Annotated in this window: 21 protein-coding genes, 1 tRNA gene and 1 pseudogene; 13 read left to right on the forward strand and 10 right to left on the reverse strand. The window is 67.6% G+C overall.

Annotated elements, in window-relative coordinates; translation table 11 throughout:
- Positions 1-22: 22 nt before the first annotated feature.
- The 3 genes from AC52GN_RS01260 to AC52GN_RS01270 are packed head-to-tail and all read right to left on the reverse strand — an operon-like array spanning position 23 to position 5647.
- Positions 23-3412 carry an error-prone DNA polymerase gene (locus tag AC52GN_RS01260; RefSeq protein ID WP_496527929.1) on the reverse strand — a complete coding sequence of 1130 codons (3390 nt, stop codon included), beginning with the start codon at positions 3410-3412 and terminating at the stop codon, positions 23-25.
- Positions 3409-4968, reverse strand: coding sequence for a Y-family DNA polymerase (locus AC52GN_RS01265; protein ID WP_496527930.1), 1560 nt, complete (start codon positions 4966-4968; stop codon positions 3409-3411). Before AC52GN_RS01265 ends, AC52GN_RS01260 begins: the two co-directional genes overlap by 4 nt.
- Entirely contained in the window at positions 4859-5647 is a 789-nt protein-coding gene (locus AC52GN_RS01270) for an ImuA family protein (RefSeq protein ID WP_496527931.1), read from the reverse strand. Before AC52GN_RS01270 ends, AC52GN_RS01265 begins: the two co-directional genes overlap by 110 nt.
- A 58-nt stretch (positions 5648-5705) precedes the next feature.
- Here AC52GN_RS01270 and AC52GN_RS01275 point away from each other — a divergent pair, with 58 nt between their 5' ends.
- From AC52GN_RS01275 to AC52GN_RS01290, 4 genes and pseudogenes are all read left to right on the forward strand, one after another.
- A complete protein-coding gene (locus tag AC52GN_RS01275; RefSeq protein WP_496527932.1) occupies positions 5706-6626 on the forward strand; it encodes a hypothetical protein in 921 nt (306 codons plus the stop codon).
- Positions 6571-6687: pseudogene (locus AC52GN_RS01280) on the forward strand (hypothetical protein); the annotation flags it as partial. The gene AC52GN_RS01275 and the pseudogene AC52GN_RS01280, both read left to right, overlap by 56 nt.
- Positions 6688-6699: 12 nt before the next feature.
- Complete coding sequence (locus AC52GN_RS01285) at positions 6700-9237, forward strand: AAA domain-containing protein (protein ID WP_496528831.1); 2538 nt, start codon at positions 6700-6702, stop codon at positions 9235-9237.
- A gap of 35 nt (positions 9238-9272) precedes the next feature.
- Positions 9273-9506 (forward strand): tyrosine-type recombinase/integrase, encoded by a 234-nt coding sequence (locus AC52GN_RS01290; protein WP_496528832.1) that lies wholly within the window; start codon positions 9273-9275, stop codon positions 9504-9506.
- 85 nt (positions 9507-9591) lie between these two features.
- Here the strand turns inward: AC52GN_RS01290 and AC52GN_RS01295 are convergent.
- Both AC52GN_RS01295 and cpdR read right to left on the reverse strand, forming a co-directional pair.
- Positions 9592-9666: transfer RNA gene (locus AC52GN_RS01295), tRNA-Val, on the reverse strand.
- Positions 9667-9781: 115 nt separating this feature from the next.
- Positions 9782-10138 carry a cell cycle two-component system response regulator CpdR gene (gene cpdR / locus AC52GN_RS01300; RefSeq protein WP_003166166.1) on the reverse strand — a complete coding sequence of 119 codons (357 nt, stop codon included), beginning with the start codon at positions 10136-10138 and terminating at the stop codon, positions 9782-9784.
- 129 nt (positions 10139-10267) lie between these two features.
- On the opposite strand from cpdR, the gene AC52GN_RS01305 reads away from it, so the two are divergent.
- Positions 10268-11089, forward strand: a complete 822-nt coding sequence (locus tag AC52GN_RS01305; protein ID WP_496527933.1) for an N-formylglutamate amidohydrolase — start codon at positions 10268-10270, stop codon at positions 11087-11089.
- A gap of 236 nt (positions 11090-11325) precedes the next feature.
- Here the strand turns inward: AC52GN_RS01305 and AC52GN_RS01310 are convergent, their stop codons facing one another.
- On the reverse strand, positions 11326-12012 hold the full coding sequence (locus AC52GN_RS01310) for a DUF599 domain-containing protein (protein WP_291779066.1): 687 nt from the start codon (positions 12010-12012) through the stop codon (positions 11326-11328).
- A gap of 126 nt (positions 12013-12138) precedes the next feature.
- Between AC52GN_RS01310 and ppa the strand changes: the two genes are divergently transcribed.
- Positions 12139-12696 carry an inorganic diphosphatase gene (ppa, locus tag AC52GN_RS01315; RefSeq protein ID WP_346522423.1) on the forward strand — a complete coding sequence of 186 codons (558 nt, stop codon included), beginning with the start codon at positions 12139-12141 and terminating at the stop codon, positions 12694-12696.
- Between the two features lie 112 nt (positions 12697-12808).
- Here ppa and AC52GN_RS01320 read toward each other — a convergent pair whose 3' ends face one another.
- Both AC52GN_RS01320 and AC52GN_RS01325 read right to left on the reverse strand, forming a co-directional pair.
- Positions 12809-13483: a bifunctional 4-hydroxy-2-oxoglutarate aldolase/2-dehydro-3-deoxy-phosphogluconate aldolase gene (locus AC52GN_RS01320; RefSeq protein WP_338577884.1), complete on the reverse strand. Its 675-nt coding sequence runs from the start codon at positions 13481-13483 to the stop codon at positions 12809-12811.
- Positions 13484-13572: 89 nt separating this feature from the next.
- Positions 13573-14415 carry an alpha/beta hydrolase gene (locus tag AC52GN_RS01325; RefSeq protein ID WP_496527934.1) on the reverse strand — a complete coding sequence of 281 codons (843 nt, stop codon included), beginning with the start codon at positions 14413-14415 and terminating at the stop codon, positions 13573-13575.
- 50 nt (positions 14416-14465) lie between these two features.
- Here AC52GN_RS01325 and AC52GN_RS01330 point away from each other — a divergent pair, with 50 nt between their 5' ends.
- From AC52GN_RS01330 to AC52GN_RS01360, 7 genes are all read left to right on the forward strand, one after another.
- Entirely contained in the window at positions 14466-14723 is a 258-nt protein-coding gene (locus tag AC52GN_RS01330) for an Lrp/AsnC ligand binding domain-containing protein (RefSeq protein ID WP_291779074.1), read from the forward strand.
- A gap of 158 nt (positions 14724-14881) precedes the next feature.
- Complete coding sequence (locus tag AC52GN_RS01335) at positions 14882-15970, forward strand: acyl-CoA dehydrogenase family protein (RefSeq protein WP_496527935.1); 1089 nt, start codon at positions 14882-14884, stop codon at positions 15968-15970.
- Complete coding sequence (locus AC52GN_RS01340) at positions 15970-16275, forward strand: hypothetical protein (RefSeq protein ID WP_496528833.1); 306 nt, start codon at positions 15970-15972, stop codon at positions 16273-16275. The genes AC52GN_RS01335 and AC52GN_RS01340 overlap by 1 nt, the downstream gene beginning before the upstream one ends.
- Before the next feature lie 4 nt (positions 16276-16279).
- A complete protein-coding gene (locus AC52GN_RS01345) occupies positions 16280-17398 on the forward strand; it encodes an acyl-CoA dehydrogenase family protein (protein WP_496527936.1) in 1119 nt (372 codons plus the stop codon).
- A gap of 108 nt (positions 17399-17506) precedes the next feature.
- Positions 17507-17887 (forward strand): endonuclease domain-containing protein, encoded by a 381-nt coding sequence (locus AC52GN_RS01350; RefSeq protein WP_496527937.1) that lies wholly within the window; start codon positions 17507-17509, stop codon positions 17885-17887.
- A 93-nt stretch (positions 17888-17980) separates the two neighbouring features.
- Complete coding sequence (gene hmgA, locus AC52GN_RS01355) at positions 17981-19276, forward strand: homogentisate 1,2-dioxygenase (RefSeq protein ID WP_496527938.1); 1296 nt, start codon at positions 17981-17983, stop codon at positions 19274-19276.
- A gap of 13 nt (positions 19277-19289) precedes the next feature.
- Positions 19290-19631, forward strand: coding sequence for a hypothetical protein (locus AC52GN_RS01360; RefSeq protein ID WP_496527939.1), 342 nt, complete (start codon positions 19290-19292; stop codon positions 19629-19631).
- Between the two features lie 59 nt (positions 19632-19690).
- Here AC52GN_RS01360 and AC52GN_RS01365 read toward each other — a convergent pair whose 3' ends face one another.
- The gene (locus AC52GN_RS01365; protein ID WP_338577891.1) at positions 19691-19993 is read right to left on the reverse strand and encodes a hypothetical protein; all 303 of its coding nucleotides are present in this window, start codon (positions 19991-19993) and stop codon (positions 19691-19693) included.
- Between the two features lie 74 nt (positions 19994-20067).
- Positions 20068-21036, reverse strand: a complete 969-nt coding sequence (gene glk / locus AC52GN_RS01370; protein ID WP_452112023.1) for a glucokinase — start codon at positions 21034-21036, stop codon at positions 20068-20070.
- Positions 21037-21066: the final 30 nt, after the last annotated feature.

Here is a 21066-nt window from a genome sequence, read left to right on the forward strand (position 1 = left end):
TTGGCAGGCCCGCTTACGGCGGCTAGTGGAAATCCCGCGATCCCGGCAGGATGCGCACGTCGCGCGGATGCCGGTGTGGCGGGTGGCGCGGCGGTTGCGGGTTAGCGACGACATCGGCGCGGGCGAGCTGGATGTCGGTCTCATGGTCCTCTGACAGGCGGGACAGTTCGGCGCTGCGGTCGATGACGCGGCGGGCGACGACGTGGACCACGCCTTCGGGACTTTTCTCGACGACGCCTTCGACCTGCATCAGGCGGGCGGCCATGACCTCGCGGCGGAACTGGTCCAGCATCCGCGCCCACAGGACGACGTTGGTGATGCCGGTCTCGTCCTCCAGGGTCACGAAGACGGCGTTCCCCTTGCCCGGCCGCTGACGCACCAGGACCACGCCGGCGACCCGTACGAGGGAGCCGCCGCGCTTGGCTTCGGCGGCCGCGCAGGTCAGCACCCGGTCGGCGGCGAAGACGGGACGCAGGATGGCCATGGGGTGGGCCTTCAGCGACAGGCGCGCGGTCTGATAGTCGGCGGCGACGTGCTCGCCCAGCGGCATCGTGGGCAGACGAGCGTCGGGCTCGGCGCCCAGTTCGCGGGCGCCGCGTTCGCGCGCCTCGGCGGCGGCGAACAGGGGCAGAGGATCGTCGTCGGGCAGGCGCCGCACCGCCCACAGGGCCTCGCGACGGTCCTGGCCCAGGGAGCGGAAGGCGTCGGCGTCGGCCAGCTTGCGCATGGCGGCGGCGGGCAGTTCGGCGCGCCGGGCCAGGGTTTCGATATCGGCGAAGGGCGCCTCGGCCCGCGTCGCCGACAGGGCCTTGGCCCACTCCTCCCTGAAGCCGTCGATCTGGCGCAGGCCCAGACGCAGGATGGGCGCTTTCTCAGGCCCTTCCAGACTGTTGTCCCAGTCGCTGTGCGAGACGTCGATGGGGCGCACCTCGACGCCGCCTACCTCCTGCGCCTCGCGCACGATCTGGGCGGGGGCGTAGAAGCCCATGGGCTGGCTGTTCAACAGGGCGCAGGCGAAGGCCGCGGGGTGGCGTTTCTTCAGATAGGAGGAAATATAGACCAGCCTGGCGAAGGAAACGGCGTGGCTCTCGGGAAAGCCGTAGGAGCCGAAGCCCTTGATCTGCTCGAAGCAGCGCCGCGCGAAATCGGGCTCATAGCCACGCGCGATCATCTGGTTGACCATCTTGCCTTCAAAGCGCTGAAGGTCGCCGTCTCCCTTGAATGTTCCCATGGCCTTGCGCAGGCCGTTGGCCTCGTCGGGAGTGAAGCGCGCGGCGACCATGGCGATCTTCATCGCCTGCTCCTGAAACAGGGGCACGCCCAGAGTCCGGCGGAGCACCTTCTTCAGCTCGTCGGGCGGACCGTAGAGGCGGCCAGGCGAAGGATAATGAACCTTTTCCAGGCCGCTGCGTCGCCGCAGATAGGGATGCACCATGTCGCCCTGGATCGGCCCGGGCCGGACGATCGCCACCTGGATGGCCAGGTCGTAGAAATTCTTGGGTCTCAGGCGCGGCAGCATGTTGATCTGGGCTCGGCTCTCGACCTGGAAGACGCCGATGGACTGACCCTTCTGGAGCATCGCGTACACGTCCGCCTGTTCGTCCGGAACGGTGTGCAGCAGGTAGGTCTGCTTCTGGTGAGCCTGGATCAGGTTGAAGGCTTTCCGGATGCAGGTCAGCATGCCCAGGGCCAGCACATCGACCTTCATCAAGTGAAGCGCGTCGATGTCGTCTTTGTCCCACTCGATGAAGGTGCGGTCCGGCATGGCGGCGTTGCCGATGGGGACCATCTCGTCCAGCCGATCCTGGGTCAGGACGAAGCCGCCGACGTGTTGGGACAGGTGGCGCGGAAAGCCCAGAAGGCGTGAGGCCATGACGACGGCGCGGCCGATCATCGGATTGGCGGGATCCAGACCGGCTTGTTCGATCTGACGAGCGCTGATTTCAGAGCCCCAGCTTCCCCATTGCGTCGAGGCCAGGCGGGCGGTGATGTCCTCGGTCAGGCCCAGGACCTTGCCCACTTCGCGGATGGCGCTGCGGGGACGATAACAGATAACCGTGGCGGCGATGCCGGCGCGATGTCGACCATATTTTTCATAGAGATACTGGATGATCTCTTCGCGCCGCGCATGCTCGAAGTCGACATCGATGTCGGGCGGCTCGCCTCTGCTCGTGGACAAGAAGCGTTCGAACAGCAGATCATGTTTGGCGGGGTCGACCGAGGTGACGCCGAGCACGTAGCAGACCGCGGAATTGGCCGCCGATCCACGCCCCTGACAGAGGATTCCCAGTTCTTCAGCCTTTTGGACGATGTCTCGGATGGTCAGGAAATAGGGGGCGTAATCAGCATCCTTGATGAAGGCCAGCTCCCTTTCCAGGGTCGTCCGAACGCTGTCGGGAACACCATCCGGGTACTTGGAGTCGGCATTGCGCCAGGTGAGATACTCCAGCCATTCCTGAGAGGTCTTGCCGGGCGGCGTAGGCTCCTGCGGATAGTTGTAGGTCAGGTCGCTCAGGTCGAAGGTCGCACGTGACAGGAGGGCGGTCGTCTCGGCCACCGTCTCTGGCGCGTCCCGGAACAGGCGGACCATCTCGCCCACGGGTTTCAGCCAGCGTTCAGCGTTGGCCTCCAGTCGACGGCCGGCGGCTTCGATGGTCGCGCCTTCGCGGATACAGGTCAGGACGTCCTGCAGGTCGCGGTCCTCGGGGGCGGCGTAGAGGACGTCGTTGAGCGCCAGCAGGGGAACCTCCACCCGCTCCGCCATGCCCTTGAGCCGGGCCAGTCGGCGTCGGTCGTCGCCGCGCCTGTGCAGGGCGGCGCCCAGCCAGACCGCGCCCGGCGTCGCCGCGGTCATGCGGGCCAGCACCTCTTCCAGCCCCGTCAGCCGGTCCGGCGGGACGAGGATCAGCAGCAGGCCTTCGGGATCGGCCAGCAGGTCCCGCAGGCCGATCTCGCATTCGCCCTTCTTCGCGCGGCGATTGCCCAGGGTCAGCAGGCGCGTCAGCCGCCCCCAACCCGCCCGCGTCTCCGGATAGGCGATGACGTCCGGCGTCCCGTCGTTGAAGACCAGCCGCGCCCCGGTCAGCAGGCGGAAGTCCGCCGCGCGGCGCTTCACCTCCTCGGACAGGGCCGGATCGTTCAGCGGGTCCTCGATGAAGGCGATCTCGCCGGGACTGCCGCCGTCGCGCATCCTGTCCGGCGGGGCCAGGCCCTCGACACGTATCTCCTTCAGCGCGCTCCAGGCCCGCACCACGCCCGCCACGGTGTTGCGATCGGCCAGCCCCAGTCCGGCGTGGCCGCGCTGGATCGCCGTCAGCACCAGGTCCTTGGGATGCGAGGCGCCGCGCAGGAAGGAGAAGTTGCTGGCCGTCGCCAACTCGGCGTAGTCGCCGCAAGGGTCGAGCCTCCTCATGCGAACAGGCCGTGGATGAACCAGCGCGGCTCGAGCGTCTCGCCATAGAGGCCCTGGCGGAACAGCCAGAAGCGGCGGCCGTCCCGGTCCTCGACCCGGTAGTAGTCGCGGGTGCGCTGATTCGGGGCGCGCCACCATTCGCCGCTGATCCGCTCGGGCCCTTCGGCGCGCGTCACTTCATGCAGGACGCGGCGCCAGCGGAATTTCAGGGGATAGCCGTCGGGCACCTCCGCCAGGGTTTCGATAGGTTGAGGCGGGTCGAACATCTGCAGCGGCCGCAAGGGCGGATCGTCGGGATCAAGATCGGTCCAGGTCTCGTCGCCATGACGAGCGGCGGCCGGGACCAGCCGCGCGGCGCGTTCGGGAATGTGCGAGGCGAAGGGTTCGAAGCGCAGCACCGCCTCCGGCCCCAGACGCGCGGTCAGCCGGTCGACCAGGCGGCTGAAGGCCTCCTCGCCGGGCGTCTCGCGCTCCAGCCCTTGCTGGGTCGGCGCCAAAGCCTGGGTCCAGGGCACGGACATCCGCATCTGGTCGAAGCCGAAGCCGGGGTCCAGCGGGGCGGCCAGGGCCGCCATCCGCTCGCGGAACAGCCGCAGGGTCGCGGGGGCGTCGCGGGTCGGACGGCCGGTGCGGACGACGATGCGGCGCGTCTCGCCGTCCACGCGATAGAAGCCGGTCTCGAAGGCGCGGCCGCCGAGACCGGTCTGATCCAGCCGGTCAATGGTCTCGACCAGCAGATCGGACAAGACCCGCTCCACGTCCTCGGGCGCCGAGATGGGCTCGAAGAAGACGCGGTCGACGACTACGGGGGCGGCCGGGCGATGCGGGGTGATGCGCATGTCTTCGTCGCCCAGAACCCGCGCCAGTCGGGTCGGGAAGTCGGCGCCGAAACGGGCGGCCAGGGGCGCGCGGGGCCGGTCGTCCAGATCGGCCAGCCGTTTCAGGCCCAGGCGACGCAGAGCCTCGTCCTCCTTGTCCGAAAGCTCCAGGGCGGCGACCGGCAGGCGGCGCGCAGCGGCGCGGTCCTGGCCGGGCTCGAACCGACCGCCGGAGCCGAAGCGAGCCAGGGCGCGAGCGACCTGGGGCGTGGCGGCCAGGGCGCATCGCGTCTGAAATCCGGCGCGTTCGGCCCGCGCCTGAACCGTCTGCATCAGGCCCGTCTCGCCGCCGAACAGGTGGGCGCAGCCGGTCACGTCCAGCATCAGACCGTGCGGCGGGTCCAGCGCGATCATGGGGGTGAAGCGACCGAAATCCTCCAGCACCCGCGTCAGCAGGGCGTCGTCGAGATCCGCTCGATGGGCGACGACGCGCAGGGCGGGGGTCCGCGCCTGCGCATCGGCCAGGGCCAGGCCGGGGGTCAGTCCCGCTCGCGCCGCGGCCGGATCGACGGCCGCCAGCCGCAGCGCGCCCTTGATCATCTCGGCCAGGACGACGGGCGGCGCATCCTCAGGCGGCGCGTCGTCCCGCCGCTCCTGACGCCGCAGCCGGTCGCTGGGCAGCCAGGGGAACCAGACCGCCAGATAGCGGCGCGGGCGGTCGGAAGGTTCGCTGTTCACGATCCCACTCCATGATCCAGGTTCCGGTCCCCCCGCCGCCGCGCCGCCGCAGCAGGGTCGCGGAAAAAGACGGCCGTCCCGGCGCTCCGCCTTCCAGAGGTTCTGACGCGCAGGACGCTACCGACCATCGGGTCTCGGCCGCGCTGGGGCAGGGCAGGGCGCCTGCCCGCGCCAGGAACAGGGTCGCGCCGCCCGTCTCGGCGGCCAGAGCCAGTCGCCGGCTGGCCGTCAGGCTGAAGGCCTTGGCCTCGCTCCAGGCGCTCAACAGCACGGCGCCCACGGCGGGACTGCGCAGGGCTTCTTCGCCGACGGCCAACAGGGTCTGAACGTCGCGCGTCCGCACCAGCAGCAGGTCGCGCGGCGACAGGCCCATCTCATGCAGGCCCAGACCATGTGGCCGTCCCGCCTCCTGGGCCATCATCTCATGCAGACCCCAGACGATGGGCCGCCCCGCCGCCGCCCGTAGCGCCATGCCCAGACCGAAGGCGTTGACCGCCACCGCGTCGGCAGGGGCAGCGGCATAAAGATCATGCAGAACGCCCGTGGCCAACGGCGCAAATGCGTCGTTGCTTCCCGCGCGCACGCCCGCGTCGACGCGACGACCGCCCGCCCGATCCAGGGCCTCCAGGCGAGTCTTCAGCGCCGCCAGAGCGTCAGGCTGAGAATGAATGTTCCTCATATGTTCTTATATGCGCCCTGACCCCGGGAGGGAGTCAAGCGGGGCGGCAGACGATGATTTGGCGCCAATCGATCAAGGCGGTTGGAAGCACCAACAGACGGCGGCTTGCGATCTGGATGGTGAGGTGGTCAGCTACCGCATGATGATCCCTATGGCCCTGGCCTACGCCAGCTACTGGCGCAATACGCTTGCTGATGCAGAACTGGGACGCGGAGCCTTTCGCTCTCGCGAGGTCGAGGCCTTCCAGCGCATTGACGCCGAGGCGCTCGCGAGGGGGCGCCTCGGCGAGGGTATCCTGAAGGCGTTGTTTCAAGGCGACAATCGGGAAGCAGAAAGCCTCGGCGTCGTGCTTCGGCCGCTCGCCTATCGATCACGGAGCGAACATGGCAGAGCCAGAGTCGGCCTGCCGGATGTCCTGACGCCCATCGCCACCCCCGCCACCGTCTTCCGAGATGGTCGGCTGGAGCTCGGGCCCGGAACGGCGACGCCTCGTGATCTCCTTGAGCCCATGGGGGGCGGGGGGCTGACCATCGGCGCAGTTGACGCGTTGGATGCTTTCCTGACCGGGGAGGACGACGCCAACAGCGCGTCCCGCGATTGGCAGTCCTATCGTGAGTTCTGCGCCCAGCTGATCAAGGCGGTGTGTCCGGACCTCGCCCACGACGACCGCTTCGAACGAATGGACTACGGTTTCCTGGAGCTCGCCCAGGGCGCCAAGGGCGCCAGCCAGCATATCGTCGCCCTATACGACCGGCTGCGCGAGGAGGCGCCGGATCTCGCCTCTGTTCGAAAATTTCGCTGCGTCGTCTTCGCCGCCGATCGAGCCATGCTTGCCCGACAGCGCCGGCTTCTCCACCCGCCTGGGCCATGCCAGCCCCCGCTACCCGCTTGCCAGGGCGCAACGCGGCGCCCTGGCGCATCTCCTGGCGGCCAGACAGGGCGAGGTCGTTACGGTGAATGGCCCGCCGGGGACCGGTAAGACCACCCTCTTGCTCTCGGTGGTCGCCTCGCTTTGGGCCGACGCGGCCTTGAGGCGGGATGAGCCTCCGGTCGTGTTCGCCGCCTCGACCAATAATCAGGCTGTCACCAACATCATTGATGCGTTCGGCTCCGATTTCGCGACGGGAGAGGGAGCCTTCGCCGGCCGTTGGCTGCCTGAGGTGACGAGCTTCGCTGGTTATTTTCCTGCCGCCTCGCGCCGCAGCGAGGCGGCCGTCTATCAGACGCAAGCCTTCTTTGATCGAATTGAGGATGCTGAATACTTGGAGAGGGCCAGAACCGCCTTCCTGAATGCGGCCGCCATCGCCTTTCCTGACCTGCCCGAGCCTACGGTCGAGGGGGCTGTGGAAGCGCTCCACCAGCGACTTCAGGCGCAGACCGCCGAACTTGCGACGATCGAGGCGGGCTGGTCGGCGCTTTGCAGTGCGCGCGAGGCGACCCGGGCCTTGTTGGGAGAAAGTCCGGCCGATGTGATCGCCGCCTTGTACGCCCATGTGGAGGAAGCTGTGGCCGAGTGTGGACAGGCGGACTCGATCCTCGAAGCCTGGGACCGGCACTTGGCGAGCGAGCCGTTGTTGCATGTCCTGCTGACCTGGCTCCCTGCAGTGGCGCGGCGGCGGCTGTATCATGCTCGCCAGATGCTGCGCCCGCTCTGGCCCGCGCTGCCGGAGCAGCGGAGCCTCGCCGATATCGCGCTTGCGATCTCCTGCAGGGCCGAGGATGCGCGTCGGACGCTGTCCACGCGACAGGCCGACCTTGCACGAGCCGAGGCGGTGCTGGGGCGAGAGGCGGCGTGTCTTGAGCATTGGCGCGCCGTGCTGCGTCCGCTGGGCGTCTCCGCCGAGGACGCCGCTGGACATACGCTCGCGCAATGTGACGCCGACGCCGACAGGCTGCTGCGCTTTCCGATCTTCCTGACGACCACGCATTATTGGGAAGGGCGGTGGCTCCTCGACATGGCGAACGTCGAGGACATCGCAAAGGAGAAGGGGCGCAAAGGCCGGCGTTGGCTGGAGGCCCGATGGCGTCGCCGCATGAAGTTGACGCCCTGCGTTGTCTCGACCTTCCATATGTTACCGGTCCTGCTGCGTGGTCGGCGGCACGAGGACGACCGCTTCGTCGACGACTATCTCTATGATTTTGCGGACCTGCTCATCGTCGATGAGGCCGGTCAGGCGACGCCCGAGGTCGCCGGCGCCGCCTTCTCCCTGGCTAGACGCGCGTTGGTCATTGGCGATACGGCGCAAATCCCGCCGATCTGGAGCATTCCCGGTCGTGTCGACGTCGGCAACCTCATGGAGCAGGGCCTGCTCACGCCTGACGACCGGAAAGCCGGACGCAATCCGGCCCGGGACAGCGGCCGCGCCGCCGCTTCCGGCAGCGTCATGCAGGTCGCCCAGACCTTGTCCCGATATCATCAGGCCACCGATCTTGCCCGTGGGCTGATGCTCGATGAGCATCGGCGTTGCTTCGATGAGATCGTCAGCTACTGCAATGCGCTTTGCTATCGGGGCAAGTTGCGGCCATTGCGCGGCCGCAAGGCGGACGCAGCCGGCGGCGACGGCTTGCCGCCGCTCGGCTACATTCATATTGACGGCCGCTGCGAAGCGGACGGTTCCGGCAGTCGGCGTAATCTGGCTGAGGCCGACGCGATCGCCGCCTGGCTGACGGAGCGGCGAAAGGACTTGGAGACCGCCTATCCTGGCCGACCGCTTAGCGACATCGTCGGCGTCGTCACGCCGTTTGGCGCGCAGGTGCGCGCGATCCGATCCGCCTTGCATAAGGCTGGTGTTTCAGCCGGATCGGGCGGGGAACTGACCGTCGGCAGTGTTCACGCCTTCCAGGGCGGGCAACGGCCCGTGATGCTGTTCTCACCGACCTATTCCAAACACGCCGACGGCGATTTCATCGACCGCAACCCGAGCATGCTCAATGTCGCCGTCTCGCGCGCGATGAACAGCTTCATCGTCTTCGGAGACATGGACCTGTTTTCAGCCGCGCCCCGATCCAGCCCTCGAGGGCTGTTGGGCGACTATCTGTTCGCCGATAAGGCTAACCGGCTCGCCTTCGAGCAGGCGCCGCGACAGGATCTAATGCGACGAGGCAGGGTGGAGCACCTGCGCGACACGGCCGCGCATGATGCATTCCTGCGTGATGTGCTCGCAGACGTCCGCCGCGAACTACACATTGTGTCGCCTTGGATCACCCGTCAGGCGCTGGAGCAGGCGCAACTGGGAGACTACATCGCCGCCGCATCGGCGCGGGGCGTCAGGATATCGGTCTATACGGATCGGGCGCTCAACGCTGATCGCTCCATCCGCACCGCGATGGGGCGTGACAACCTGGAAGCGGCCAAGGAAATCATGGCGTTGGCGGGTGTCGAAATGATCGAGGTGCGCGACGTCCACAGCAAGATCGTCATGGCCGACAACGACCTATACTGCGCTGGTTCGTTCAACTGGCTCAGCGCTGCGCGCGACGGCGCCTACGTCCGCCACGAGACGTCGATCGTCTATCGCGGCCTCGACATCGTCGGCGAGATCGAAGCGATGAAGATGAGTCTCAGCCGGCGCGCCATCGGCGTCGGCTGACGATTCACGGCCCGTGCGAATACGAAGGGGAAATCATCCAGCGTCAGCGCAGCGGCTTTGAAAGCGCCAAGGAGCGGGCAGGCCTGGGAGCGGACGTGACGCCGCACACGCTGAAGCACACCTGCATTACCTGGCTGCTTCAGAAGGGGGTGCCGACCTGGCAGGTCGCCGGCTTCACCGGCGCCAGCGAGGGGCTGATCACCAGGGCCTATGGGCACCACTGCCCGGACTATATGGAGGAGGCGCGCTTAGCGATCGGTCGGCGATGAACTGGGCGGGGAGCGTTTCATGGGCGTTTCCTGGGCAGGACAATCTCCCGAGTGGGAGTTGTTCCAAAAAGCCTAAGGAAAAGAATGGTGGACGCGACAGGGATTGAACCTGTGACCCCTACGATGTCAACGTAGTGCTCTCCCGCTGAGCTACGCGTCCGCCTGTTCTGCGGCCCCTCGGCGTGTGCGCCGGTGGGCGGGAAGGCGGCGTCTATAACCCGCCGTTTGCGGGGGCTGCAAGGGGCTTTGACGCCTTTGTTCGACTTTTCTTTCGGTTAGGCCGCGATCATGCGTTCGACCTCGTTCACCAAGTCGCGCAGGTGGACGGGTTTGGACAGGACCTTGGCCTGGGGCGAGGCCTGGGCGGCGCTGAGGGCGACCGCCGCGAAGCCGGTGATGAACATGATGCGCAGGCCCGGCTGGCGGGCGGCGGCGACGCGGGCGACCTCGATGCCGTCGGCGCCCGGCATGACGATGTCGGTCAGCAGCAGGTCGTAGGGGCCCTGGTCCAGGGCGTCGATGGCGTCGTCGCCGTTTTCGCAGGCCACGACCTCATGGTCGGCCCGCTCCAGGGCGCGGGTCAGGAAGCCGCGAAGAGAATTGTCGTCTTCGGCCAGAAGAATGCGCGCCATGATCGAATCGAAACCGTTGGGGAATTGGCGGTCAGCCTAGGCCCTGCGGAGTAAACCGGCGGTGAAGACGACGGCGGGCGCAACGGCTTCGGGCGCGCCTTTCGCGACAAAGCAGGCTATGGCCAAGGCATGGATGCGTATCAGCCGCCCTTCTGGATCGTTCCGGCCGAGGCCGGGCGGGCGACGCCTCTGGTGTTCGCCTCGCCGCACTCGGGCGACCTCTATCCCGAGGACATGGAGGCGGCGGCCTCGATGCGCGCGGTCCGCAGCGCCGAGGACGCGGCCGTCGATCAGTTGATCGACGGCGGTCCGGCAGAAGGCGCGGCTCTGATCGCGGCGCGGATCGGTCGAGCCTACGTCGATCTGAACCGGGCGCCGGACGAGTGGGATCCGGCGCTGATCACGGACGCCGTCGCGCCGCGCGCCAGTGCCAAGGCTCAGGCGGGGTACGGCGTGGTGGCGCGATTGGCGGGGGACGGCACGCCGCTCTACGATCGACGGCTGACGTGGCGTGAGGTTGAGGCGAGGGTGGCGCGGGTCCATGCGCCCTATCATGCGGCCTTGCATGAGATGATGGAGACGGCGCGGGCGCGGTTCGGACGAGCGGTGCTGATCGACTGGCACTCCATGCCGGCGCGGGCGACGAACGGGGCGGTGGACGTGGTGCTGGGCGATCGGCACGGGACCAGTTGCGAGGCGCTGCTGACGCGGCGGCTGCGGCGGCTGTTCGAGGCGCAGGGGCTGATGGTCGGCCTGAACCGGCCCTATGCGGGCGGCTATGCGACCCAGCGCTGGGGGCGGCCGGACGAGGGTTTTCAGGCGATCCAGGTGGAGTTGAGCCGGGGCCTGTACTGGGATGAGGCGGCCTGGGCGCCCTCGCCGGGCTGGACGCGATGTCGCTCGGCCTTGCGGCGGGTCATCGCCGGCCTGTGCGCGGACCAGAGCGCCTGACGACCGCGAACGAGGCAAAAAAAGAGCCGCGCCAAACGGCGCGGCTTTGGAAAGTCTATAGGGAGGAAACGCCCAGGAAGGGCAAGACGCTCGAAAGCGTCGAAAAACAAGTTAGTTTGCAGCGCACAAAAATACAAGCGCCGAGTCAATCTTATACAATCACGGGGTGTTACGAAGTCTGACGTCGCCTCTCGGCGGCGCGGGGCGGCGATGACGATTTCGCATATGCGAGATAATCATCCGCGTTCAAGCAGACGGCGGGCCTGGCGAATGGCGCTGGCGGCGGGCGAGGCCAGCTGACGCCAGGCCAGAAGGGCGAACACCGACACCGCGCCCAGCATCAGCCACAGTGGCCCGAATAACCAGGCGGCGGCGGCCAGGGCGAAATAATAGCCGCGAACGCCCTGGTTGAAATTGGTCAGTGCGGGGTTCAGCAACCGCCCCACGGCGCGGCCATAGGCGACGCGATCGGCCTCTTCGTGGATTTCCGGCGCGGCGCCGATCAGGGCCAGGGTGTAGTTCAGCTGGCGCAAGGCCCAGATGAAGTCGAGGAAACCGCGCGCCAGGCAGACCAGAACCAGGGCCAGTTTGGCCTCCATCAGGCGCGGAGCGACGGGCTCGGCCCCGACGGCGGCGAAACCGCGCATCGCCGCCTCGCCCCCGAACAGCACCCCGGCCACGGCGGCGATCAGCAGCAGATTGGTCGAGGCGAAGAAGGAGGCCGAGTTGATCGAATGGCCCATCAACTGACTGTCGATCAGCCGCATTTCGCGATGGGTCATGGCGCGCATCCAGGCGTCGCGCACCGACAGCATGTCCATGTTGAGCGAGCCGCTGCGCCGCGCCACCAGGCGGATCAGCGGGCCATAGCCCAGCCAGGCGACGACGAAGACGAACAGGGCGATCCAATCGAACAGACTCATGTCTGGATTGACGCCACGTCAGCCGCCGCAAGGCAAGCGTGATCGCCGCGACGCTTGCCGTAAAGCCGCGCAAAGCTTATCACGCGCGTCAATTCTCCCCGTTCGCACCTGCAATAAGAGCGTACCATGAACATCGACGCCATCCCGGTCGGCCCTAACGCGCCGTGGGACATCAACGTCATCATCGAGATTCCGCAGGGCGGACTGCCGGTGAAGTATGAGATGGACAAGGAGTCGGGCGCCCTGTTCGTCGACCGCTTCCTGCACACCGCCATGTACTATCCGGGCAACTACGGCTTCGTGCCGCACACCCTGTCGGACGACGGCGATCCCTGCGACGTGATCGTGCTGAACCCGACGCCGGTGGTGCCCGGCTGCGTCATCCGTTCGCGCCCGATCGGCGTGCTGAAGATGGTCGATGAAGCCGGCGGCGACGAGAAGATCCTGGCCGTGCCGGTCGACAAGCTGAACCCCTACTACACCGAGGTCTCCAGCTACCGTCAGCTGCCCGCCATCCTGATCGAGCAGATCGAGCACTTCTTCACCCGCTACAAGGATCTGGAGAAGGGCAAGTCGGTCAAGGTCAACGGCTGGGGCGACGCCGGCGAAGCCGCCGAACTGATCGCGGCGGGCATGAAGGCTCACCAGGCCAAGCTGGCCGCCAAGGCCGAAGCCGCCGCCTGAGGCGAGCCTGTCGCTGAACAGAAGAAAGACCCCGTCGGGCGAGCCGGCGGGGTCTTTTTTATGCGTTGCCGCTCGTTCCCTTGAGCGCCCTTTCTGAAGGGGAGGGAGAAGGTCAGCCCTTCGCCCGGAACGCCGCGATCGCCTCGACGGTCTGGCGCACCTTGGCCTCGATGCCGGCCCAGTCGCGCGCCTGGATCGCGGCCTCGGTAATCAGCTTGGAGCCCATGCCGGTCGCCACGATGCCGGCCCCGAACCATTTGGCGATGGAGGCTTCGTCCGGGTCGACGCCGCCGGTCGGCATGATCTTGCTCCAGGGCATGGGGCCCAGAACCGCCTTGACGAAGTCCGGGCCGCCGACGGAGGCGCCGGGGAAGAGTTTGACGATCTCGCAGCCCAGCTCCTGCGCCTCGGAGATGTCGCGCACCGAGCCGCAGCCGGGCGAATAGGCCACCTGTCGCCGATTGCAGACCCTGGCGACGTCGGGAACCAGGCAGGGGCTGATGACGAAGCGCGCGCCCGAGGCCAGGTAGAGGGCCGCCGTCGGCGCATCCAGGATCGAGCCCACGCCCATGATGATGTCGGGATCCGTGCGGCTGAATTCCTTGGACAGGGCGGTGAAGGTCTCCCAGGCGAAGTCGCCGCGGTTGGTGAACTCGATCGCCTTGGCGCCGCCGCGGGCGCAGGCCCGGATCACCTCGGCGCAGACCTCCTGGTCGGGGTGATAGAAGACCGGCACCACGCCCTGGGTTTCAAGAGCGGTCAGCACGCTGAGGCGGTCGTGGCGCATGGAGGTCTCCTTCAAGATCCGAGGCCCGCAGATCGGCGCGCGACGCCCCTGACGTCAAGGGTAACCGGGATCAATCCTGGTAAGCGCCGCTATTCGGCGGTCGCCAGCTCCACCAGCCGCTTCACCATGGCGCTGTCGGGATCGGCCAGCGGGTCCAGGACGGTGAAGTGGTCGGCGCCCTCTACGATCTCGACGCGGGTATCGGCGCCCTTGCCGCCCCAGGCGGCGGCCATCTCGCGGCTCTGGCGCACGAACTCATTGCTCTCGTCGCCGCCGACCCAGCAGTCCAGCGCCGTGCCGCCGGGCGTCGAGCCGTTCGGCGCGGGCCAGTGGAGCGGCGACAGCGCGCGCGCGATCGGCGCGTCCAGTCCCAGGGCTTCGTTCAGCGAGGTGTGGACCAGCGGCTCCAGATCGAACACGCCCGAGATCGCCAGCGCCGCCCGCGCTCGGCCCTCGGACAGCATGCCCGCCGCCATATGCCCGCCGACCGAATGGCCGAAGACCAGCGGCCGCTTGCCGGTGCGGGCGCGCACCGCCTCCGTCGCCTCGCGCATCTGGCTGATGATCTTGCCGACCGAGACGCCGGGCGCGAGATCGTATCCCGGCACGGCGACGCTGATTCCATGCTCCAGCAGGGCGGGCGCGACCCAGGCGAACCAGCCCCGATCCAGCGACTGCCAATAGCCGCCGTGCATGAAGACGGCGACCGGCGCGCCGGACCCGGCGTCGAACCACTCCATCTTCTGCCGCTCGGACGGACCGTATTCGATCGTCTCGGGCCGGCGGGCGTCGATCACCCGCAGCGAGTCCTTGCGCCAGCGATCCAGGATAGCGGGGTGCCCCGGCACGCGGGCGCGGTTGTTATAGGCCGCCTCATAGGCCGCAGCCCGTTCCATCGTCAGCGTCGCCTCGGGCGACAAAGCCTTACCCATGTCGTCTCCATCCGCTAGAGACCTCCACTTGAACGGGAGGCTTGAAGGCCATGATGACCGCCATTTTCGTCTTCATCAAATGCGAGTTGGGCCATGCCCACGATGTTGCGGCCGATCTGGTCGACAATGTCGAGAATGTGAGCGAGGTCTATTCGACCTCGGGCCAGCACGACCTGCTGGCCAAGTTCCAACTGCCCAAGGACGCCGACATCGGCGCCTTCGTCACCAAGCAGGTGCAGACGCGTCCGCACATCCGCGACACCTTCACCGTCATCACCTTCTCGCCCTTCATGCCCACCAAGAAGTAGGTTCCGTTTCCAAAAAGGACCGGCTAGCGTCCTCTCCAAGCAAGAACGCGAGGGAGGGCGGTCATGGCCGATCTGGAGACGTTCCGCGCCGAGACGCGCGACTGGCTGGAGGCGAACTGCCCCCTGAATGTCGCGGCGCCGCGCCGGGCGAGGCCGAGATGGTCTGGGGCGGCCGCAACGCCGTCTTCCCGACTCCTGCACACAAGGTCTGGCTGGACCGCATGGCCGAGCGCGGCTGGACCGCGCCGGAATGGCCGCGCGAATACGGCGGCGGCGGGCTGAACCGCGAGGAGGCCAAGGTGCTGGCGTTGGAGATGCGCCGCATCAAGGCGCGGCAGCCGCTCTACAGCTTCGGCGTCTGGATGCTGGGCCCGGCCCTGCTGGCCTTCGGGACCGAGGAACAGAAACAGCGCTTCCTGCCGCCCATCGTGCGCGGCGAAATCCGCTGGTGTCAGGGCTATTCCGAACCGGGCGCCGGGTCCGACCTCGCCTCCATCCAGACCCGCGCGGTCGATCAGGGCGACCACTGGATCGTCAACGGCCAGAAGATCTGGACCTCCTACGCCGACAAGGCCGACTGGATCTTCTGCCTGGTCCGCACCGATCCCGAGGCGCCCAAGCATCTGGGCATCAGCTTCGTCCTGTTCGACATGGCGACGCCGGGCGTGACGACGCGGCCCATCACCCTGATCAGCGGCAAGTCGCCCTTCTGCGAGACCTTCTTCGACGACGTGCGCGTGGAGAAGGAGAACCTGATCGGCACGCTGAATCGCGGCTGGGACGTGGCCAAGACCCTGCTGGCGCATGAGCGGACCATGATCGGCGCCATGGGCGATACCGGGGTCGGCCGACCGCTGGGTCAGGTCGCGGCTGATCATCTGGGGCTGGACGAGGCCGGGCGGCTGGATGAGCCGCTGCTGCGCGCCCGCATCGCCGACTACGACATCGACGCCGCCGCCTTCCGTCTGGCGATGGAGCGGGCAGGCGATCAGATGAAGGCGAAACAGGCCCATCCGGCCATCGCCTCCATGCTCAAATACTACGGCTCAGAACTGAACAAACGCCGCCACGAACTGGCCATGGCGGCGGGCGGATCGGACGCGCTGGAATGGGAGGGCGAGCGCTCGAACGACGGCCAGGCCGCCCGCGACTGGCTGCGCACCAAGGCCAACTCGATCGAAGGCGGGACCAGCGAAGTCCAGCTGAACATCATCGCCAAACACCTGCTGCAACTGCCGGGGGCGTGATGGTTAGCCATGTGGTGCCACGCCCGAAGCTGCTGGCTGCGGCTGTGATCGGGATTGTACTGAGCGGCTTGCTCAGTTTCGTCATGCTGACGCCTGCGGGCTGGGGAATGTCCTGGCAGGACATAGCGCCGAGTTGGGGAGCGAAAGCGTTCTTCTTTGCGCCGCTTATCGCTCTGATCGTTGCGGGGATGCTGAAGTTCTCGCGGCGACCATCTCCCCTTCAGGAAATCGTCCTGCTGGCGGCGCCGTTCTATCAGACGATCTTTTTCGCCTTCTCCTATTTCACCGTGAAGCCGGGAGCCTGAGTCCATGCCCCTGATCCTGACCGAAGAGCAGATCCTGCTTCAGGACGCTGCCGACGGCTTTCTGAGCGAAAATGCGCCGATCTCCCACCTGCGCCGCCTGCGCGACAGCCGCGACCCTGACGGCGTCTCGCGCGACCTGTGGAGGGCGTTCGGCGAGATGGGATTTTCCGGCGTCGTCATTCCTGAGGAAGACGGCGGCTCCGGCCTCGGCGCCGTCGAGGCGGGCGTCATCGCTGAAAGTCTGGGCCGCACCCTGACGCCGTCGCCCTTCATGGGCTCGTCCGTGCTGGCGGCGACGGTGCTGAAGACGGCGGGATCAGAGACGCAGAAGCAATGGCTGGGCCGGATCGCGGCGGGCGAGGCCATCCTCAGTCTCGCCGTCGACGAAGGGCCCAAACACGCCCCGGCGAAGATCGCTGCGCGCGCCGAACGCTCCGGCAACGGCTTCAAGCTGAACGGCGCCAAGGGCTTCGTGTTGGACGGCCATGTCGCCGACGCCCTGATCGTCGCGGCGCAGACGGATGAAGGCCTGACCCTGTTCCTCATCGATCCGGCGACGCCGGGAGTCTCGGTCGAGCGCACCGTCATGGTCGACGCCCACAACGCCGCCCGCGTGACCCTGAGCGAGGTTCAGGTCGACGCCGACGCTGTCATCGGCGCGGTGGGCGAAGGGCAGGGACCGCTGGACGCCGCCCTGACGCTGGGCCGCGCCTGCGCCGCTTCGTCGCTGGTCGGGGCGGGGGATCAGGCGTTCAAGACGACGCTGGATTACCTGAAAACCCGCAAGCAGTTCGACAGGCTGATCGGCGAGTTCCAGGCCCTGCAGCACCGCGCCGCCCATCTGTTCACCGAGCTGGAACTGGCCAAGGCGGCGACGCTGGCCGCGCTTCAGGCCATCGACGCGGGTCGTCCCGACGCCGAACAGGCCGCCGGAATCGCCAAGGCCAAGGCGGGCCGCGTTGCCGAACTGGCGGTGCAGGAGGCGGTTCAGATGCATGGCGGCGTCGGCATGACGGACGAGTTCGATGTCGGCCTGTTCATGAAGCGCGTCCGCGTCCTGAACGAACTTCTCGGCGACGCCCATTTCCACGCTGAACGACTGGCCCGCGCCCAGGGCTTCTAACGTCCTTCTCCCCTTGAGGGAGAAGGTGGCCTGCAAAGCAGGTCGGATGAGGGGTGTCGGCGCGCCCTAACCCGGTTAAGCTGCACGCGATGGAGAAGCCCTCCGACAGTGGCCCGTCGATCTCGCAGCGTGCCGACCGATGCCGAAGTCGCGCTTTGGATACTCCTGAAGGATCGGCGGCTGCATGGATTCAAATTTCGCAGGCAGGCTCCAATCGGTCCCTATGTCGCAGACTTCGCCTGCCACGGCCTGAAGCTGGTCATTGAGGCCGACGGCGGGATCCATCGCTTGACCGAAGCGCGCGACGCGGACCGGGACGCCTGGCTGGCCGAGGCTGGTTATACGGTGCTGCGCTTCGACAACTCCGCGATACTGCACACTCCGAACCTCGTGTTCGACGCGGTGCGCCGGCACGTCGAAGGACTGCGCCGACACCCCTCATCCGTCTCACTCCGCGAGCCACCTTCTCCCTCAAGGGGAGAAGGATGATGCCGCATACCGTTTGATCCAGGGCAAAGCTGTGCGGCTCAGGATGACGGGGCGGGATTCACTCGCTACACCTCCCGGTAAGGGAGAAACGACATGACGCGATCCAACGCGCCCGCCTATCAGAGCGGTTTCGGCAACCACTTCGCGACGGAGGCGGTGGACGGCGCCCTGCCGGTGGGACGCAACTCGCCGCAGCGCCCCGCGCTGGGCCTCTATGCCGAACAGCTGTCGGGCACGGCCTTCACCGCTCCGCGCGACCATAATCTGAGAAGCTGGCTCTATCGCCTGCGGCCGTCGGCCCAGCACGGGCCTTATCAGCCGTTCGCGCAGGGGAGGGTGCGCTCCGGTCCCTTCACCGAGACGCCGCCCAATCCCAACCGGATGCGCTGGGACCCGCTGCCCATGCCGGACCAGCCGACCGACTGGGTCGAGGGGCTGACCACCTATGGCGGCAACGGTTGCGCCGATTCCGGGACAGGGGTGGGCGTCCACCTCTATGTCGCCAACCGCTCGATGGTCGATCGGGTCTTCTATTCGGCCGACGGTGAGCTGCTGATCGTGCCGCAACTGGGGACGCAGCGCTTCGTCACCGAGATGGGGGTGATCGAGGCGGCGCCGGGCCACGTGGTCGTCATCCCGCGCGGCGTGCGCTTCCGCGTCGAGGTGGACGGTGAGGTTCGCGGCTATGTCTGCGAGAACTACGGCGCGCCCTTCCGCCTGCCGGACCTCGGCCCCATCGGCTCCAACGGCCTGGCCAATCCGCGCGATTTCGAGACCCCGGTCGCCGCCTTCGAGGACGTGGATCGTCCGACCGAGTGCGTTCAGAAATACGGCGGCAAGCTGTGGGCTGTGACCTTCGACCACAGCCCTCTGGACGTGGTCGCCTGGCACGGCAACTACGCCCCCTATCGCTATGACACGGCGCGGTTCAACACCATCGGCACGGTCAGCTTCGACCACCCGGACCCGTCGATCTTCACTGTCCTGACCAGCCCGTCGGACACGCCGGGCACGGCCAACTGCGACTTCGTCATCTTCCCGCCGCGCTGGATGGTGGCCGAGGACACCTTCCGTCCGCCGTGGTTCCATCGCAACGTCATGAGCGAGTTCATGGGGCTGATCTTCGGCGAGTATGACGCCAAGGCGGGCGGCTTCGCCCCCGGCGGCGCCTCCCTGCACAACCGGATGAGCGGCCACGGTCCGGATCAGGCCAGCTGGGACGGGGCGACCAGGGCCGAGCTGAAGCCGGTGAAGATCGAGAACACCCTGGCCTTCATGTTCGAGACGCGCATGCCCATCCGCACGACGCAATGGGCCGAGCAGACGCCGTTGATGCAGCTCGACTACGACGACTGCTGGACCGGCTTCCAGAAAGGCCGCACGGCGTGAGGGGAAAATCATCGTGGCGGCGGGGCTTTCGGCTCTGCTGGCGCTGGCCGGATGCGCGCCGTCCGCCGAGAAGGCGACCGATCAGTCCGCCGAGGTCGCGGCCTGCGCCGCTCGGGGCGGAGAGATGCGTCCCGTGGGACGGCTGCAGAGCGTCCAGTGCGTCATTCGCTACGCCGATGCGGGGAAGCCCTGCACCGACGGCGCCCAGTGTCAGGGCGACTGCCTGGCGTCCGCTGACGCCCGCCCTGCGGTCGGCGCGGCCGCGAGCGGCTTCTGCGCCGCAGACAGCAATCGTTTCGGCTGTCGCACCGTGATCGAGCACAGTCAGGCCAAGCCGACGCTCTGCATCGACTGACGTCATGAAAAGGGCCCCGTCGCGATCACGACGGGGCCCTTGTTCTGTGCGAGGTCTGTTTAGGACTTCGGCGGGGTGTTCGAGGTGGTCATGCCGCCGTCCAGGTTGCCGGCCTCGGCCTTGATGGCGTCAGCCTTCTCGTCGGCCTTCTTCTGCACGGCGTCGGCCTGGGCGTTGAGGGCGTCGGCCTGTGCGTCGGTCGGGGCGACGTCGGCCTGGTTCTCAAGCTGCGTGGCGGTGACGTCGGCTTCCGCTTCCACGGCGTCGGCGCGAGCGTCCGCTTCCTTCTCGGCCGGGTTCTGGCAGGCGGCCAGGCCGGTCATGGCGGCGACGGAAACAGCGGCGAGAACGAGTTTGCGCATGGTTGTGCTCCAGATGGTTGAGCCTTGGAAACTCGCGGGCTCACAATCGGTTCACGCCTCTGTGATCACGTTTTTCAGCCTGCTTCGGCGAAGGCCACGCGCGCCGCGCCCAAAAGGGCGGCGTGTTCATGCAGGATCACCTTGGTGGGGATGGCGGCCATATAGTCTTGAAAACGTCCCTTGCGCTCGAACCGTCGGCGGAAGGGGCTGGCCTGGATGAAGGGCAGGATGCGCGGGACGATGCCGCCGGCGATATAGACCCCGCCGCGCGCGCCGGTGGTCAGGGCGATGTCGCCAGCCACGGCGCCCAGCATGGCGCAGAAGCGGGCCAGGGTGGCGCCGCAGGGACTGTTCGGATCGTCCAGCGCCTGGGTCGTGATCTGGGCGGGGTCGTCGATATGGCTCTCGCGGCCGTCGATCTCGGCCAGGGCGCGATGCAGGTTCAGCAGGCCCGGTCCGCAGATCAATCGTTCGATGGACACGCGGTCGTAGCGGCGGCGCAGGATGCGGAGCACCTCATCCTCGACCTCGTCGCCGGGAGCGAAACAGGCGTGGCCGCCTTCGCTGGGCAGGGCCATCTCGCGCCCGCGGGCGTCGCGCGCCAGGGCGGACATGCCGAAGCCCGTGCCGGGGCCCAGCACGGCGATGGCGGCGTGCGGGTCGCCTTCGGTCGGCCCGCCCAGGGGCGCCAGCTGGTCGGCCGGCACGATCGGCGCGCCCCAGGCCAGGGCCTCGAAATCGTTGATCAGCCGGGCCGGATTGAGGCCCAGAGACTGGAGCTCCTTCTCCGACAGACGCCAGGGCGAGTTGGTCAGGTCGATGGCGCCGTCCGTGACCGGCCCGGCCACGGCGATGACCCCGCCTGCGGGCTTGGTCGCGCAGTCGTCGAGGTAGGCCTGCACCCCCTGGAGAAAGGTCGGATAGGTCTCGGCCGGGAAGCTGTCGAAATGCTCGAGCCGAGGATGGCCGTCGACCATGCGGGCCAGGGCGAAGCGGGCGTTGGTTCCGCCGACGTCGCCTACCAATAGGGTCGCGTCCCTCATGCTTTCTCCTTCGCGGGTTCTCCTGGCGGG

The organism is Brevundimonas sp. SS2672 (assembly GCF_059579685.1).